Consider the following 15,289-nt stretch of genomic DNA (forward strand, 5'->3'; position numbering starts at 1 on the left):
TTCCAGCTTCGAGGGATATCGAAAGACCGGCTTCGGGGCGACGTCCCGGTTCTAGTCCTCATATATCATTTTTCGGGTCATGCCTCCATCAACTACGAGATTAGTCCCTGTGACAAAGGTATTAGCAGGGTCGGACAAATACAGACAGGCCCTTGAAATATCCGATGGCACCCCCACCCGACCGGATGGATGCTGCTCGTGGTCTTCCGCTTTGAGTTTGGACACATCTCCAGTCTCAATCCAGCCGGGACTGATACAATTGACCCGAATTTGGTCCTTACCAAGTGAGACTGCCATCGCATGTGTCAGCGCTGTAATTGCACCTTTTGATGCGGCATATGCCTCGCTATTCGGCTCAGACATTAGTGAACGGGTCGAAGCCATATTTACGATGGCACCGCCATGTTCATTTTTTTTCATATGCCGGGCCGCCTCCCGACTTGCCAGAAAACAGCTCCTTACATTCGTATTGAGCACATCGTCCCATTCATCCACCGTTAGCTCATAGGGCGATTCCCCCCTGGACACTCCAGCATTATTCACCAATACATCAACCTGTTTGAACTCTTTCACTGTGGTATCGAATAGCTGCTGAATATCTTGCTCTTTCCGCACATCACACTGCACAAAGATCGCTTCGCCGCCCTCATTGCGGATCGAAGCCGCTGCCGCTGCTCCCTCGGCTTCCTGAACATCGGCAAGCACGACTCTAGCCCCGGCAACCGCATAAGCTTCTGCCACACTTCGTCCAATTCCCTGAGCCGCTCCCGTGACAACAACAACTTGATCTGTAAATGACATGACCATATTCCTCCTCTGGTAAGACTCTCTTTTTAATTTGATATACTTATTACCTCGTTCTTTTCTTATCGATTTCCACTAACTCTATACTAATATACAAACACGTTCGCCCCTTTAAGAAACGCTTGTCCCCTAATCCGTCAAAAAAAGCTTACGCCATTCGAGCGCAAGCTACTCCATTTTCAACTTCTTTTAACCTCGTAAACGTTCAGTGTACAGACGATTCGTGCGTTCAAATCCAATATACCGGGTTCCCTTGAAGGAGAGCCGTCCTTCATCCCCTTCGGCACACATACCATACTCTTCGCCATTCACTTTGAATTCCAAGCGGTCACCGCTCTCTACTTCAAAAGTGACGTAATACAACGTTCGTGCGGCATTTGTGGTGCCGGATTCGGAAGGCGACTGGCTCATCTTAACCCGTCTGCTAGTGATGCGAGAGTGTACAGTCAGCAGAGGCTCTGCATTGTTGCGCCCCCACCTCCATACTTCTTTGCCCATTGATAACAGCACGATACCCAGAATCAGGACAAATGCCACCGGAAAGACGGTTCCAAACAAATCAAACATCCAGGATGATTCAATGCCCATGTCTCTCCCCTCCGTTCATACTTGGGACAGCCGGAGTCTTGACCCGTCTTCTGTAATGTATATGCGGACGAACACAGAACTTGTTAACCTGATGAAATATTTACATCGTATATCTTAGGTGTAGCACGATCGATTAGATCTTGAACATAACTCAGCCACGCTTCAACCGTTCTATAGCACAATTTTTTACGCAGATTTATCTAAAGAATCAGGTTTGGGCTCAATCACGATATAGGAGTTGCGAGTGAAAGGAAGCCATGTGTTCCATAACGACTCCAGTTCATTTACGCTTATCTTTCGATTGTAATGCACTTCATCACAATTTCGCTTGAAATCCAGAGACTCTGCCAGATAAAAATGAGTTTCATCATACCCGACAACAGGCACAAAGTGCAAAAATCGCCGGTCCGAATGAACCCTGATGAACAGAATGACAGGCACGCCGCGGCTGATCTGCTTTCTTAACGTAGTGACATTACCACGCAAATACGTTGCAGAGTAGCCGAGTTTTTTGAAAAACACAATTATCGCTTTTGGATAAAAGGTGCCATCCAGTAATTTGCGCGGATACCTCCGATAAAGCTCATCTCCTTCGGATTCGATACCAAAATGTCTTAACACATACGCACTGGAAAATGCAGCACATTCGACGTTCTTCTGTACCTCCGTCCTATTGGGGGACGAAATGAAGTATGTAGAGGGTATTTTTACGCTGTACATATGATCTTTCTTTGGAAGACTATAATAGCGATAAATTAACCAGAAGATTGCCAGCCATAAGATCATGTTGAATATCATTTCGAACCTTCCTCCTGCCAATCACTGGACAATAAACTGTACGTCACAATGTTCTCATAATGATCATATAACCACTGAGCCTGTCTGGATATGCCCTCGTTTATAAATCCCATCTTCTCAGGTATGGCTCTGCTTTTGATGTTGTTCTCTGAACATTGAATAATAATTCGATTTAATCTCAGATCATTAAACAGATATGTACTCAATTTTTGAATGGATATTGTGATAATGCCTTTCCCTTGAGCCGATTCCGATAGGAAATATCCAATGCTCGTCACTTTATTTTTCCAATCGATATAATGCAAACCTATCATACCCACCAACTCTTCGTTAAACCATACTCCTGCATCGAAACCATTTCTTTCTTCGTAGTTACGTGTCCACATTTCAATGACAGTATCCAAATCCTCAGGAGATTGTCGTTTATCAACCCACAACAGCCACTTTCTTAGAATCACTCGGTTCTCATCAATTAAGGAGTATAGTTCATCTCGATCTTGTGATTGTATAAGCTTTAACTGAATAGAATCATTGACTTGAAAAGGGAGCATGCGAACCCTCCGATCATCCATATATGTTACGTTCTAAACATTTTCGTCATCGAGACATCCAACTTTTCTACCAGTTCGCTCTGACCCACTCTTCAATCTGTTTTGCCGCTTCCTCAGAAGACAAATCGGTTGTATCCACCGTTGGCATCGCCGGGTCAAAGGCTTTATCCGCGTTCTGCAACAACCAGTTCGCAAAATTACGATGATCTTCAATCGCATTTTCGTCCCAGCCCCGTGCCTGCAACCGCATTTCACGCGTGGCCGATGACACCGTTGTTTTGCCCGTACCGCTCGCGCCTGTGATTACAAATAAAGGTAGTTTACTCATTAGAATATTCCTCCTGTTGTCGTCTTATAAGCTCTAATCTCGCTGTGAATCGATAGAATGCCATTCCTCAGTCCTTAGGCCGTACATCACTCGATGTAGAAATCTCCCATTCAAAAACTCATAATCTCGTAGCTCACCTTCACGTTGAAAACCCAGCTTCTCGGGTATAGCACGACTTCTCCGATTGTCCGTTGCCGCACCAATCTCCACTTTATTTAATCCAAGCTGCTCAAAAGCGTGCTCAATCAGTACGTTGACTGCTTTCGTGATGAGTCCATTCCCCTCATATTCCTGACCAAGCCAATAACCAATCTCAGCCTTCCTGTTTTCAAGGTCAATATCACAATATCCAATCGAACCCGCCAGTTCACCTTGGAACCAGATCCCTAACCAGTATCCTTCCTCTCGTGCGTAACGCAGACGAGTTCGTTCAATAAAACCGGCTGAATCCTCTTCAGTCAAAGTCATGTCAGGAATTCTGAGCCAAGCTCCGAGATGTTCCCGGTTACGATCAATCAACTGAAATAACGCTGCTGCGTCATTGGATGTAAACAGCGATAGATACGCTGTATCCGTAACATCTAAGGTGTGCTTAAACATGTTGAACCCTCCCAAACGTTTATTCTAAAGCCTCCTTAATCTGCTACCAGCCAGCTTCAAATCTTAAATCGGTCGATATTCCCCTTCGAAATGAAATTGGTAGTCATTACTGATCCGAATGTATCCAAGAATACAGTCACCTCTGGATCTGTTCACGATGTCCGAGTAGTTGTGATTATCCACGTTTCCTTCTGCGACGAGTAAATAATCGCCCTCACAAGACAAAACGATACCAATGTGATCATGCGAGTCATCGGACAGCAGTTTTTCATATACGACCAAGTCACCACGCTCTGGCTTGAAACCATCTTCCTGATCAAGATAGAAAAATCCAGTTTCAGGTAATCTCGACCAGTCCAGCCATGCTCCAACTCCAGCTAAACGATACGTCCGGTTGGGATAACGAATAGGCAGCTTAATGTCAACCTGCATACAGCAATGATACACAAAAGCCGCGCACCAATTATCCTTAAGTATCGTGTGAATATCGGGGTCCGGCCAATACTGGCAAATCTGCCGAAAGTGTTCATTCTCTGGAACTCCGATAATCTTTTGCTCGGCCAACTTTTCTGCAACATCAGCAAGGGCTGAGCGTCTTTGTTCACAGTAATCCTGTTTTTCTACCGTTGAGCCTGTGGAATGCATTTCATCCACCTCAACCGTCATTCCAAGCTCATGCAATATATGATGTAATCTGACCTTCTCCATCCTTGCCTTCGTTAAACTCTGTCTTACAGGAGAGAAGTTCATATGTAAATGGATCGCATCTTTTAAAATCTCTTCGTACGACCCCTGAACCTGCTGACATGCCTCTTGAACAAAAATCGAATTCAGTATGATATACAATTCTTCCTCACTGAATAGCTGTAAACCCCGGAGTAGCTGCCTTGCAGTATCTGCGCTATTAGGACCCGGGAAAACATTGATCCCGGTTCTGTAAAGGTAACATCCGTGAAGCAAACCTGTGATCGCGGCCAGTTCCTGGTTTACTCCTCTTCGAGTCGCAAGCAAGGAAGCGAAACTGGACACACCAACAAGTTGGATCCACACCTCTTCTTGACCCGGGAACCCTTCGTGAGACATTGTGCGAATAACACGTGACACTTCGTCTATTCTATTATTTCGGGTTCCTATAGTACCACCTGTGTTCATCTCATCGCAACCCTTCAACATTCTTGTGCGTCATCCGGCTACTCGCAAAAGCAAAGTAACAACTTCGCAGAGCCAAGCAAACCAACTCTACAGCAGCTGCTTTTTCAAATCCATCCGTATGTACGTTTTCTCGTAACTTGAACCATCTTCATTGTAGTAAACAGCCTGTTTGGAGTAAGGTTCAGAGATGGCATGATAACCGTGCTTCGAGATCAGCTTGATCATTCTGGGATTTTCGACAGGATCAACGCTCACAAACATTTCGCTATAACCCAATTCTTTCGCACGTTCTTCTCTATACCGAATCAATGCTGACCCGGCACCCTGACCGCGATATATTTCCTTAACGTACAGATCACTTAATTTAGGAACCAGCTTTCCTTGTAATTTAAGAACTCCAAACCCCATGATGACGCTATCCTCATCCTCGGTTTCAGCAAGGACTACAATGACTTCTTTATTTTCCTGCTGTTTCATGTAGGACATGAATAAGGTCTCGTTGTTTCGAACAGAACAGAGTCCTACGATGTCCCTGGCGACAGCTGTTCTTACGCTATATTTCATGAATCTGTACCTCCACAATCCGTTCACGACATTACTGACAAAGTCTCTCCAAAATAACAGCCACCCCGTCATTTTCATTCGTTTCTGTTATCTCTTTCGCTCTGCATTTTAAATCCTGAGTGGCATTCCCCATCGCCACAGGCCAACCACATTGATCAAACAGACCGATATCGTTTACATCATCCCCAAACACCATCACATCTTGCATTGCAACACCCATGGCGTCACAGATCACAGAGACGGCATGTTCCTTGGATGCATTCAACGCCGAGACTTGTGTTAATTCACCTTGATCCGTGATCAATATGTTTAATTTTCCTTCAAAGCATTCTTGAAAAGCCACCCGGTCCAGATTGCCTGTGAAAAGGATCTTGGATGCTTCTTGCTGTTTAAGCTCCATTAAAGACCTGACCATATGTTGCCCTTTTACTTTCATGATGGTCTCTGCATCATAAGGCTTCAAACTCATCCATACATCTCTCACTTCTAAACTAATGTCCAGATTCGGATTACATGCCAGACAATAGTCTAGAACCTCTGCAGTTAACGCAGGTGTGATTCCAATGTGATTTTGTTTTCCAGTATGTCTGCAATTTGTATACGCGCCGTTATAATACACAAATGAACCAAGCTCCAGCAATTTTTCCGGCAAAAAAGCTTTCACTGCCCTCGGCGGACGCGCCGTTGCAAATATGAATTTCATTCCACGATGGGCACAGTTCAAGATCGCCTTTACGTTTCGCTCGGAAACTTCTTTGTTAGCCATCAAAAGTGTTCCGTCCAAATCTACAATAATTACCGGGAATTCCATGGCACAGCCCCTGTCTCACTTTTGTGCACTTTTTAGAAAAAGTTATATATTCCATCTTCGAAATACCGATACTCTTCCTCCGTCAATCTCCGCTTGCCATACGCATCGTAAAAAATATCTTTATCCCGCTCATCCTCGAAGGCATTCGTTTTTGGACGAATGGCCAAAGCCACGTCATACCGGGGATCACCATGAGCCGCCCCCGACCAATCGATTATTCCCATGACTTCGCCGTTATGGACGAGTACATTATCGATAGTGAAGTCTCCATGTATTAAGGTGGGCGCCATATCGCCTGGTCGGTTTATTTTTAAATGAGCAAGTAGTTCTTCGGTTCCGTCTACTGAATAATGAGCCAGATTATACTCTGCTTTCGTTAATATATGATCAAGCCAAGCGTGCTCCACCTGTTGCCATTCGATCGGACATGGACATTCATGCAGTTGTTTCAAACAACGTCCGAAGCTGACAATCGCCTTTTCTTTATCTTTCTCAGGCGGATAACCGGCAAGAAATTGTCTCAACGATATTCCATCCACATAATCCATCAATAGCCATCTAGATTGATGCTCTGCATAAAATGAATGCGTTTTCGGAATAGGTAATCCCTTTCCATGAAGAAGCTGCATTGCGATATATTCGTCAGATAACCATTCGTTGTAGAGTTCATGCTCTGTTTTCTTGATAACATATCTCTGATCTGCTGTCTCCAGAACGGCAACGGTAGACGTGTGACCTTGCCGTGGAAACGTAATTCGCTGTACGGTTCCAATCTGCCCCAATATCTTCGATGGAATATCTGCGAGTTGCATGGGATTCCCTCCTCCACCTAAGTGAGATGTTTAGTACAGTTATAGAGCGAGCAATCCCACCGAGGAGTTCCACTATGCAAGTGAGTTACTGATGTGTTTAATAGATTTTCTCTGATATCAATATGTGAAAGAAGTCTTTTCATGGTTAGGCTGAGAAATGCCCCGTGGCTTACAACTAATATGTTCTCCCCTGAATGCCGGTTAGCTAAGTCGGCAAGACACTGCCTTCCCCTTTTTAGGATCGATTCTTGAGATTCAATCCCCAAATCCAGCTTGGACCAGCCATACCCCCACCGATCTACACGTTCTTGTTCCGTCGTACCTTCAATCTGGCCACAGTCCATCTCGCGTAACCGCTCATCTACACGTATTTCAATCGAAATAGCTTTGCTAAGTATAGATGCCGTTTCCAATGCTCTCGATAAATCACTTGAATAGATGTAATGCCATTGTTCCGATCGAATTCGGTCAGCAAGCAAATGTGCCTGTCTTCTCCCCTCTGCATTGAGCGGGATATCGGTATGCCCTTGTGTCCGGTATTCATCATTCCAGTCCGTTGCACCGTGGCGGATAACGCCGATCATAGCCATATGTATTCCTCTTTTCTAGATACACTCATGCATCACTGCATCTTCCATGTAAAACGAAGCTAACACATACATCTAGTATTCGTCAATGATTGGTAGCGTGCACTTATTAATTCGCACAACATAGAATCCTCGTATATGTATTTTCTCTATCAATCTCAACTTCAATTTGTATATTCACAACTGATGTATTATCATCAGCAAGGTATTTCTGTAATTTGTCGCTCATTTCATTATTCGCTATATTTCATTTTTCATAAAAAATAGCCTGAAGAACTGCTCCCCAGAGCAGTCTTCAGGCTATTTCAGTCTATCTATTTTACGGTGATGTAATACATAATGGTATCTCCACCAGGAAGATCTGCCACAACTGCAACACTACCTGGCTTCAAGCCTATGACTAATCCTTGTCTATTTAGATAAATAGCGTCGTATGGTGGAGCACTGGAAATAAAAAATCCAGAACCTGTGAGATTAATCGACTCACCAACTTTAATAGTAATCTCAGTGTAATAGTTGTCTTTGGCCGGTACAGCTTGGTTAACCACATTCATAGCCGGATTTTCATTAACTGCTGTACTACTGTTAGCAAAAGAAGTTGACCCTAAGGAGAAACAAGCAGTTAGCGATAACAAACCTAATAATAATTTCTTTTTCAAAATTATCACTCCTTATTATGGAATATATATCCATTATATAGGAATAGATAAATAAATCAATCAATATATTCTATTTTTATATAATAATTTGAAATTAATAGTAAAATCCATACCTCTACACTATGTCTTCAGGGAATTACTCTATAACTCGAAGTCCGTAACCGGAATAAGGACAATAATATTTTCTTTATATACAAAGTGTTGCAGGATATGTGATTTTCTCTGTGATTTTTTCAAAAGAAAAACCCCCTTTCGGGGGTCAATCGTTGATACAGCGCTATTTTCATCTCCACTTTCTTTCACTATGCGTACATCATGTCCATGAATCCGCGTGTTACATCCACGCCTTCCGCTTGTTCCGGCTGATCTGTCTCTGCATGTGCAGCCATGCAAGCTTTCACGGCTTCTTCCGTAGTACAACGATTAGCATCGTCACATGTATAGCATAAGTGAAGCATGTATCTTGTTAATTCATCCGCCTGCGTGAATTGAGTTTGACCGTTGGTTCTCATCTTCATCACTCCTTTTCTTCTTGAGTTAAATATAACATCATCTTCATGATTTATTTGTGATTAATTTCACAATGTATCAAAAAAATAAAATAAAAATAAAGGGAAAACCTCATTCGAGATCTCCCCCTTACATTTTCCGCTCATATGCTACTTACGTCCCCCTAGATTTAATTCAGATTAATGCTCGATCTCATTCGTTAAACGGAGCAGCGGCATATTAAAGTACTTTCCAATGTTCTCCGCCATCTACAGTTTGCAATAGTAGCGATCGTTTGGCATCGGTATTCTCCACCAAGATCCAGCCGAGCTTCGGCGATACCATCTGCATTTTCACAATCTCAGGGTAGTCTTTGAAAATCTTTTCTAACACACTGCTCGTAGGGTAGGCTGTCCATGTTTTGCCTGTATCCTTCGAATAATACATAATGCCCTTCTGCATCGCCCAACCTTCCGATGGACTCAGAAATACAGGCGCCAGGTTGCGGTTAATCCCTGTTTGCTTATCCAGATTAAATGAATACGGCTTCCAACTTACGCCACCATCAGCTGTGAAGAAACCGCTGAACGTTATGCTCTCTCCGCTGGCACATGACATGGACATCCAGGCCGACTTCGCTTCACGTCCAAAAAATTGAGGTGCACTGATCGTGAAATTACCGCAGGCTTTGAATTTATCCCGGTCAAAAAAGGAAGAACCCGTTCGCCACTGTTCGCCACCATCTGATGTCACGTACAGCTTCGGTGTACCGAACTCTATGGCACTCAGGAATCCATGCTTGGAGTCCGAAAACGTCATGCCCGTGGTGTAGCCACGTCTTGAAATTTCACCCGTTTGGGATTTATCCTTGTCATCACTGGAAGTCATTCGCTCCCAAGTTGTACCTCCATCCTGAGTACGATACAGGTTTTTGTCCTGTTTACCAATTCCCGTATCGAGCGTCGTCAGAACCCAGCCTTTCTCGGGAGAGACAAAGGATATCGCTGTTACCTTATCCGTCTTCGACAAGGAAGACAAACTCCAGCTCACGCCTCCATTATTGGTACGTAGCACAATCGTATCTGTGCCTCCCATCCCCTCTCGAACAATCCAGCCATGCATACGATCTACAAAATAAATACTTTCTCCATATTTCGGATTAGCCGGGAATTGCACATTCTCTGAGGGCGAAATGTTGGTCCACGTTTTTCCCTGATCCTGAGTGTAATAGAGCCGGAGCGCATTACGCGTAACTCCCCAGGCCAAGCCCCCGTTATCATTAATGAGTTGAAAATCGGTCAAACGTGTCTGAATCTGATATTTGGCCATCTCCGCTGCTTCGGTGTTATTGTTTGCCGGGGGTACAACAGTAAGAGTCTGACCAACGTTACCGCTGTCATCCTGTTCCTGAGGTTCTGCAACTGGCGGCTGTTCCGTTTTGGTACAAGCAACCAGTAACATCATGATACCTATAGACAGCATTGCTGTCTGCGCGATTTTTTTCCATTGCAAGCGCAAGTGGGTTCCACCTCTCTCATTCATCAGACAGACGCGCATGTCTCTGTGACGAAGTTATATTTACGATTCATCAGAATCCACTGCTCCTATTCTACCACAAACTTCGACCTAAAGGCTCACACCGCCGGGGAACCTGCCGAATGTTGAATATTTTTGCCGATCATTGTCCTTGAATACCAATATGTAGACCTTTTTTGAATCATTTGAAGTCTATTTATCCACCTTTTTAGCGGATTTTCCCTGGTAATTAGTGCATGTTGTGAAAAAAGTTATAGACAAAACTCGCTTTATCTCCACATATCCCTTAATATGGAGGGTAGTATACCCAAAAAGGAGAGGATAAGATTATGACAACAAGTTCAGCATTGAAGCCCAGTCGTGTCGTTATTATCGGCATGGGTGCGGTAGGAACAACAACGGGATACACGCTTATGCTTAGACAGCGTTCGTCCGAGTTGGTATTTGTGGATGTGAATCATGACAAGGCAACCGGTGAAATGCTGGATATGAACCACGGTTTACCATTTACCGGGGGCGTTAAAGTGTGGGCAGGTGACTATTCCGACTGCAAAGATGCCGATATCATCATCATTACTGCGGGTGCTTCACAAAAGCCGGGCGAGACTAGAATTGATCTGCTGAAGAAAAATGCAAGCATTTTCAAAGACATCATTGATCGAATTACCGAAGTCAACTCGCACGGTATTTTGTTAATTGCTACGAACCCTGTCGATATCTTATCCTATACGTCCTGGAAACAAAGCGGCTGGCCGGCTTCCCGGGTCATTGGCTCAGGTACATTGCTGGACAGCGCACGATTCCGTTATCTGATCGGTAAAAATAAAGGCATCGACCCCCGCAGCATTCACGCTCACATCATCGGTGAACATGGGGATTCCGAGGTGCCTGTATGGAGTCTGGCAAACGTTGCGGGAACAGACCTTGAACTGGACGAAGAAACACAACAGGACATTTTCAACAGCACCAAAAATGCAGCTTACGAGATCATTAATGCCAAAGGAGCCACTTCCTACGCTATCGCTTTGGCACTCGATCGTATTGTGGCTGCCATTCTGGGTAACGAAGGCTCCGTTCTGAATGTTTCCACATTGCTTGAAGATTATAACGGCGTTTCTGATGTATATCTGGGTGTTCCTTGTGTCGTAGATCGCCATGGCGTGCGTGAAATTCTGCCGCTTCCGTTGAATGAAACCGAGAAATTGGCCTTTCAGGCATCTGCAAGCAAATTAAAAGAACAGATTGCCGGACTGGAATAACATATACACTTATCCATTAAAATAAGACCATTCAACAACTCTGCATAGAGTTCCGGATGGTCTTTTGATATGACGTGACAGGACGTTCCACTTCCTTACAAGAATATCGTTTAATCGATTAAAATAATTAATGATAATCATGAATGAGCTGAGCCTTTAACTTTTTATTATCTTCGGTTTACATAATAATAATGACGGAAACTAAAATTCAAATTTGATTGACAATCATACCTCCAACGATACCTAACAGAACAATGATCCATGGTGGGCATTTCCAGAAGTTCAGCAGTACAAACAAAATACATACCACCGCAAAATCAGCAGGCGACAATACAGCTGTTGTCCATAGCGGCTGGTAGAGTGCGGCTAACAGAAGACCTACTACTCCTGCATTGATTCCAGCTAACGCTCCTTGCATATGCGAATTACCGCGAAGCACATTCCAGAAGGGCAACGCACCGATAATGAGCAAAAATGCAGGTAAAAATATAGCGATTGTAGCAATAAACGCTCCTGCTCCGCCCATCGAAACTGCCCCAAGATACGCGGCAAATGTAAACAAGGGGCCAGGGACCGCTTGTGTTGCTCCATATCCAGCTAAAAAGTCATCTTTGCTCACTACACCGTGAGGTACGAGTTCCTGCTCAAGCAATGGCAATACGACATGTCCCCCGCCAAATACCATGGAACCTGCTCGGTACATCGAATCGAAAAGAGCGATCCACTCCATATTTATGGCCTGCCGCAGGATCGGCAACAGGATAAGCAGACCTGCAAAAGTGATTAAACACAGCACAGCCAAGCTACGGCGGATGGGCACATTCATTTTGATAACTGGAGTGACCGGAACATTGCGGTACATCCACCAGCCAATGAAACCTGAGAACAGGATTAATATGATCTGACTATATGGAACTGTCCATAGTAAAGCCGCTGTGGCCAATAACACAGCAATGGTAATCCTCACTTTGTCCGGGGTAAGCTTCTGAGCCATGCCAAGAATGGCATGAGCAACAATTACCACTGCTACGATTTTCAAACCGCTAATCCAACCCGCATGGCCCACATCGTAACCTTTTAAAATAAGCGCAAACGCCACTAATATGAGCACGGACGGAAGAGTGAATCCAATCCAAGCCATCAATCCACCAAGCAGACCTGCACGTATGACACCGATCCCAATCCCCACCTGACTACTGGCTGGTCCAGGGAGAAATTGACACAACGCCACTAGATCAGCATAACTCTGCTCGTCCATCCATTTTCGTTTGCGTATATACTCATTATGAAAATAGCCTAAATGCGCTGTCGGACCTCCGAAGGATGTCAGTCCCAGCTTAGCAGCAACGATAAGCACTTCCCACAGCGCCCGCCATCGGTTTGGTGTAACAGCCTGATCTTGATCATCCGAAGCAGGATTTCCCGTCTTCATGCTCGCCCATCTCTCCTAGCATGTCATGTGTTGTTGTCCAGATTTTTTTGGATTCTCTCCAACTTATATCGTTCGTTTTGTACTAATTCATCACTTCGTTAACCGGAAGTTTGACATCCAGCAAAGCCATCGCCTCTTCTTTTTCCCGGCTGGTAACATGGGTGTATACCGTTGTCGTTTGAATGGAGGCATGTCCGAGCAGTTCCTGTACGGTGCGCAGATCAGCTCCGCGCCGCAACATCATAGTGGCGAACGAGTGACGCAGCTTGTGGCTGGAATAGCTTTGACGCTGATGAACAGGAGCTTCCTGCTGGAAGCGTTCGAAGGTTTCAGTTGAGATGAGTTGAATGCTACGAATGGACAGACGCTTGCCTTTTTGCGATACAAACAGGGCCTCTTCCTTCTCGCCCCGCCACGGATTCAACCGTTCTTCAAGAGCCTGAGATAACACTTCTGCAACCGTTTCAGGAACCGGGATTGTTCTCCATTTTCTCCCCTTTCCGAACACATCGAGTGTGCGTCGCTCGGGGTTGTAGTCTTTACAATTAAGGGCATGCACTTCTCCCACCCGAAGTCCCATATAACCCATTAGCAGGAACAATGCCAGGTTGCGGGTGCGATATTTCCCTTCGACGGATGCCAAAAAGCGTGTCAAACCTCCTTCGTCCAGGAAGACTGGAGCACGATTTTTCTCGGTTTTGGACTTTTTGATGCCAGAAGCCGGATTGATCGCCAGCACTTCGAGTTCAATGAGTGACTTGTAGAAGCAGTTGACTGCCGCGTGTTTACGGTTCCGGGTAGCATCACTCACGCCACGCTCCCGTGCACGGGACAGAAAAGCAAGCACATGCAACTTCTTCACTTGCTCCAGCGATTTTCCTTGGATAGAAGTAAGGAATTCCGTTACGTCCCCCGTGTAAGATTTGACCGTATATCCGGTGTACCCGGCATCCTTCATCCAGATATGAAAGGCCTGCAACTCATCCCCATATTGCTCCTGAACCTCTTCATTGATCACCTGCTCTTGTCACCTCCACTGACTTCAAATGTACTGATTGACCTGCTATACTGACTGACGTGAATGCAATGTATTTCTATTTCAAAATCGGTTTACTATTTGCAGAACACAGACGCCTAACTTAGTGGAAAATCAACCTCTTCGACGATCACAACATCAGCCATCAGCGAAATCATCTCCGGTTTGCCCTCACGGCGTGTAAGTACAAAGGATGGGATCGGATTTTCATGAAGCTCATTAACCGATTCCGCCACCTGAACATACAGATCCAGAAGAACTGTCTCTCCTTCGCCTGGAATATCAATAACTGGCCAATCTTTGCGAATGCAATCCGCCCAAAAAGCAAGTTCATTCGCTGGAACAATGCTTAGCTGCTGCACTTTGGGATCAATCGGATATATTGCTTGCCGCTCAGGTTCATCCCCAAGCTTGTCCCATGGTAATGCATAATCACCTTGCTCGCTTGGTGGGGAATACAGGGAGTAACACCACGGAGTCATGCCCCATACAACCAGCATCAGTCCCTCTTCAAGCAATACATCCAGTCGGCCTTCCGTGAAATGTTCAATTAAATTATGATTACCTGGCCCGAGTAGTTCTTCTACTCGCTTCGCGAGACGACCCAGATCCGCCAGAATGAATCCTCTTCGGCCATAGGAGTCGAACACATGATGATTCCGAGTCCATGTTGCAGAAGGTGAATCGAGTATAGAGGCATCTGACGGGAACAGTGTGATATGTACGGTATTCACTTGTGCGTATTTCACCATCGCTAGCTGTTCCGGTTCTAACGGACCTTCTGCGATTCGGGGTGTTTTGCGGTGTAAAGCAACGCGAACCTCATATTCACCCTCTTTATAAGGTGCGAGATCAAGTTCAATCGGATAACTTATACCTTGAATCGAAGCTATTGAAATCTTGCTGTTCTCGGTTAGACGAACCGCGTATTGTACGTAGGATATTTCGGCTCCATACAGAACATTAGCATCCTCACGGTGCACAGGTGTCTGCAATAGCTGGGCGATCACGGAAACTTTGCGACCATCCTTCAGATGTCGTTGTGGATCGATGTCCAACTGCAGATTATCTGTTTCATCCTCTTGTGATAGGATCAGTTTCGCCTCAGCGAGAACGGTTGAATCCGCAAGTGCAAACCCAAAATGCGACGAGTGTTCATTAAAATTGTTATGTAATGGTTCTTTCATACGTTAACCCCTCTCTTCGGTTCTGGTTGCAGATCACACCCCCAAATATATTTCATATTTGGTTCATCCGCAACCCCGACTTGCTGATACACTCAG

The 15,289-nt window shown here is 44.9% G+C and carries 18 protein-coding genes; 1 reads left to right on the forward strand and 17 read right to left on the reverse strand.

Features of this window, described 5'->3' with window-relative positions:
* Nucleotides 1–51: 51 nt before the first annotated feature.
* The 14 genes from MKY23_RS15965 to MKY23_RS16030 form a co-directional block, all read right to left on the reverse strand.
* On the reverse strand, nt 52–801 hold the full coding sequence (locus MKY23_RS15965) for a glucose 1-dehydrogenase (protein ID WP_339830762.1): 750 nt from the start codon (nt 799–801) through the stop codon (nt 52–54).
* A 192-nt stretch (nt 802–993) separates the two neighbouring features.
* Complete coding sequence (locus MKY23_RS15970; protein ID WP_090916558.1) at nt 994–1,392, reverse strand: DUF2500 domain-containing protein; 399 nt, start codon at nt 1,390–1,392, stop codon at nt 994–996.
* Nucleotides 1,393–1,578: 186 nt separating this feature from the next.
* Complete coding sequence (locus tag MKY23_RS15975; RefSeq protein WP_339830766.1) at nt 1,579–2,190, reverse strand: C39 family peptidase; 612 nt, start codon at nt 2,188–2,190, stop codon at nt 1,579–1,581.
* The gene (locus MKY23_RS15980; RefSeq protein WP_154983478.1) at nt 2,187–2,741 is read right to left on the reverse strand and encodes a GNAT family protein; all 555 of its coding nucleotides are present in this window, start codon (nt 2,739–2,741) and stop codon (nt 2,187–2,189) included. Before MKY23_RS15980 ends, MKY23_RS15975 begins: the two co-directional genes overlap by 4 nt.
* Before the next feature lie 67 nt (nt 2,742–2,808).
* Nucleotides 2,809–3,069 (reverse strand): hypothetical protein, encoded by a 261-nt coding sequence (locus MKY23_RS15985; protein WP_154983479.1) that lies wholly within the window; start codon nt 3,067–3,069, stop codon nt 2,809–2,811.
* A 33-nt stretch (nt 3,070–3,102) separates the two neighbouring features.
* Nucleotides 3,103–3,669 carry a GNAT family protein gene (locus MKY23_RS15990; RefSeq protein ID WP_154983480.1) on the reverse strand — a complete coding sequence of 189 codons (567 nt, stop codon included), beginning with the start codon at nt 3,667–3,669 and terminating at the stop codon, nt 3,103–3,105.
* Between the two features lie 63 nt (nt 3,670–3,732).
* Nucleotides 3,733–4,842 (reverse strand): CHAP domain-containing protein, encoded by a 1,110-nt coding sequence (locus tag MKY23_RS15995; RefSeq protein ID WP_339830769.1) that lies wholly within the window; start codon nt 4,840–4,842, stop codon nt 3,733–3,735.
* A gap of 66 nt (nt 4,843–4,908) precedes the next feature.
* A complete protein-coding gene (locus MKY23_RS16000; protein WP_154890398.1) occupies nt 4,909–5,385 on the reverse strand; it encodes a GNAT family N-acetyltransferase in 477 nt (158 codons plus the stop codon).
* A 31-nt stretch (nt 5,386–5,416) separates the two neighbouring features.
* Entirely contained in the window at nt 5,417–6,196 is a 780-nt protein-coding gene (locus MKY23_RS16005; protein WP_339830773.1) for an HAD family hydrolase, read from the reverse strand.
* A gap of 32 nt (nt 6,197–6,228) precedes the next feature.
* Nucleotides 6,229–7,008, reverse strand: coding sequence for a phosphotransferase (locus MKY23_RS16010; protein WP_339830775.1), 780 nt, complete (start codon nt 7,006–7,008; stop codon nt 6,229–6,231).
* Nucleotides 7,009–7,025: 17 nt separating this feature from the next.
* A complete protein-coding gene (locus MKY23_RS16015; protein ID WP_154957333.1) occupies nt 7,026–7,598 on the reverse strand; it encodes a histidine phosphatase family protein in 573 nt (190 codons plus the stop codon).
* A gap of 311 nt (nt 7,599–7,909) precedes the next feature.
* Nucleotides 7,910–8,254, reverse strand: coding sequence for a hypothetical protein (locus tag MKY23_RS16020; RefSeq protein WP_339830777.1), 345 nt, complete (start codon nt 8,252–8,254; stop codon nt 7,910–7,912).
* 302 nt (nt 8,255–8,556) lie between these two features.
* Nucleotides 8,557–8,766 (reverse strand): hypothetical protein, encoded by a 210-nt coding sequence (locus MKY23_RS16025; RefSeq protein ID WP_090916580.1) that lies wholly within the window; start codon nt 8,764–8,766, stop codon nt 8,557–8,559.
* Between the two features lie 217 nt (nt 8,767–8,983).
* Complete coding sequence (locus MKY23_RS16030; RefSeq protein WP_339830780.1) at nt 8,984–10,255, reverse strand: hypothetical protein; 1,272 nt, start codon at nt 10,253–10,255, stop codon at nt 8,984–8,986.
* A 353-nt stretch (nt 10,256–10,608) separates the two neighbouring features.
* Between MKY23_RS16030 and MKY23_RS16035 the strand changes: the two genes are divergently transcribed.
* The gene (locus MKY23_RS16035; protein WP_154983488.1) at nt 10,609–11,538 is read left to right on the forward strand and encodes an L-lactate dehydrogenase; all 930 of its coding nucleotides are present in this window, start codon (nt 10,609–10,611) and stop codon (nt 11,536–11,538) included.
* Nucleotides 11,539–11,746: 208 nt separating this feature from the next.
* On the opposite strand, the gene MKY23_RS16040 is transcribed toward MKY23_RS16035, so the two are convergent.
* The 3 genes from MKY23_RS16040 to MKY23_RS16050 all read right to left on the reverse strand — a co-directional run bounded on the left by MKY23_RS16040 (nt 11,747) and on the right by MKY23_RS16050 (nt 15,193).
* A complete protein-coding gene (locus MKY23_RS16040) occupies nt 11,747–12,970 on the reverse strand; it encodes a chromate transporter (RefSeq protein WP_339830783.1) in 1,224 nt (407 codons plus the stop codon).
* A gap of 82 nt (nt 12,971–13,052) precedes the next feature.
* Entirely contained in the window at nt 13,053–13,928 is an 876-nt protein-coding gene (locus MKY23_RS16045; protein WP_339839484.1) for a tyrosine-type recombinase/integrase, read from the reverse strand.
* A gap of 176 nt (nt 13,929–14,104) precedes the next feature.
* On the reverse strand, nt 14,105–15,193 hold the full coding sequence (locus MKY23_RS16050; protein WP_339830785.1) for a hypothetical protein: 1,089 nt from the start codon (nt 15,191–15,193) through the stop codon (nt 14,105–14,107).
* Nucleotides 15,194–15,289: the final 96 nt, after the last annotated feature.

Origin of the sequence: Paenibacillus sp. FSL R7-0272, from assembly GCF_037969905.1 — a bacterium.
Lineage (GTDB): Bacteria > Bacillota > Bacilli > Paenibacillales > Paenibacillaceae > Paenibacillus > Paenibacillus polysaccharolyticus.

What these genes read in the sequence shown, in the direction of transcription:
- MKY23_RS16015 (WP_154957333.1), bottom strand. Translation starts at nt 7,598, where the DNA reads ATGGCTATGATCGGCGTTATCCGCCACGGTGCAACGGACTGGAATGAT.
- MKY23_RS15975 (WP_339830766.1), bottom strand. Translation starts at nt 2,190, where the DNA reads ATGATATTCAACATGATCTTATGGCTGGCAATCTTCTGGTTAATTTAT.
- MKY23_RS16050 (WP_339830785.1), bottom strand. Translation starts at nt 15,193, where the DNA reads ATGAAAGAACCATTACATAACAATTTTAATGAACACTCGTCGCATTTT.
- MKY23_RS15990 (WP_154983480.1), bottom strand. Translation starts at nt 3,669, where the DNA reads ATGTTTAAGCACACCTTAGATGTTACGGATACAGCGTATCTATCGCTG.
- MKY23_RS16010 (WP_339830775.1), bottom strand. Translation starts at nt 7,008, where the DNA reads ATGCAACTCGCAGATATTCCATCGAAGATATTGGGGCAGATTGGAACC.
- MKY23_RS15985 (WP_154983479.1), bottom strand. Translation starts at nt 3,069, where the DNA reads ATGAGTAAACTACCTTTATTTGTAATCACAGGCGCGAGCGGTACGGGC.
- MKY23_RS15970 (WP_090916558.1), bottom strand. Translation starts at nt 1,392, where the DNA reads ATGGGCATTGAATCATCCTGGATGTTTGATTTGTTTGGAACCGTCTTT.
- MKY23_RS16025 (WP_090916580.1), bottom strand. Translation starts at nt 8,766, where the DNA reads ATGAGAACCAACGGTCAAACTCAATTCACGCAGGCGGATGAATTAACA.
- MKY23_RS16000 (WP_154890398.1), bottom strand. Translation starts at nt 5,385, where the DNA reads ATGAAATATAGCGTAAGAACAGCTGTCGCCAGGGACATCGTAGGACTC.
- MKY23_RS15980 (WP_154983478.1), bottom strand. Translation starts at nt 2,741, where the DNA reads ATGCTCCCTTTTCAAGTCAATGATTCTATTCAGTTAAAGCTTATACAA.
- MKY23_RS16040 (WP_339830783.1), bottom strand. Translation starts at nt 12,970, where the DNA reads ATGAAGACGGGAAATCCTGCTTCGGATGATCAAGATCAGGCTGTTACA.
- MKY23_RS16035 (WP_154983488.1), top strand. Translation starts at nt 10,609, where the DNA reads ATGACAACAAGTTCAGCATTGAAGCCCAGTCGTGTCGTTATTATCGGC.
- MKY23_RS15995 (WP_339830769.1), bottom strand. Translation starts at nt 4,842, where the DNA reads ATGTTGAAGGGTTGCGATGAGATGAACACAGGTGGTACTATAGGAACC.
- MKY23_RS15965 (WP_339830762.1), bottom strand. Translation starts at nt 801, where the DNA reads ATGTCATTTACAGATCAAGTTGTTGTTGTCACGGGAGCGGCTCAGGGA.
- MKY23_RS16005 (WP_339830773.1), bottom strand. Translation starts at nt 6,196, where the DNA reads ATGGAATTCCCGGTAATTATTGTAGATTTGGACGGAACACTTTTGATG.
- MKY23_RS16045 (WP_339839484.1), bottom strand. Translation starts at nt 13,928, where the DNA reads ATGAAGGATGCCGGGTACACCGGATATACGGTCAAATCTTACACGGGG.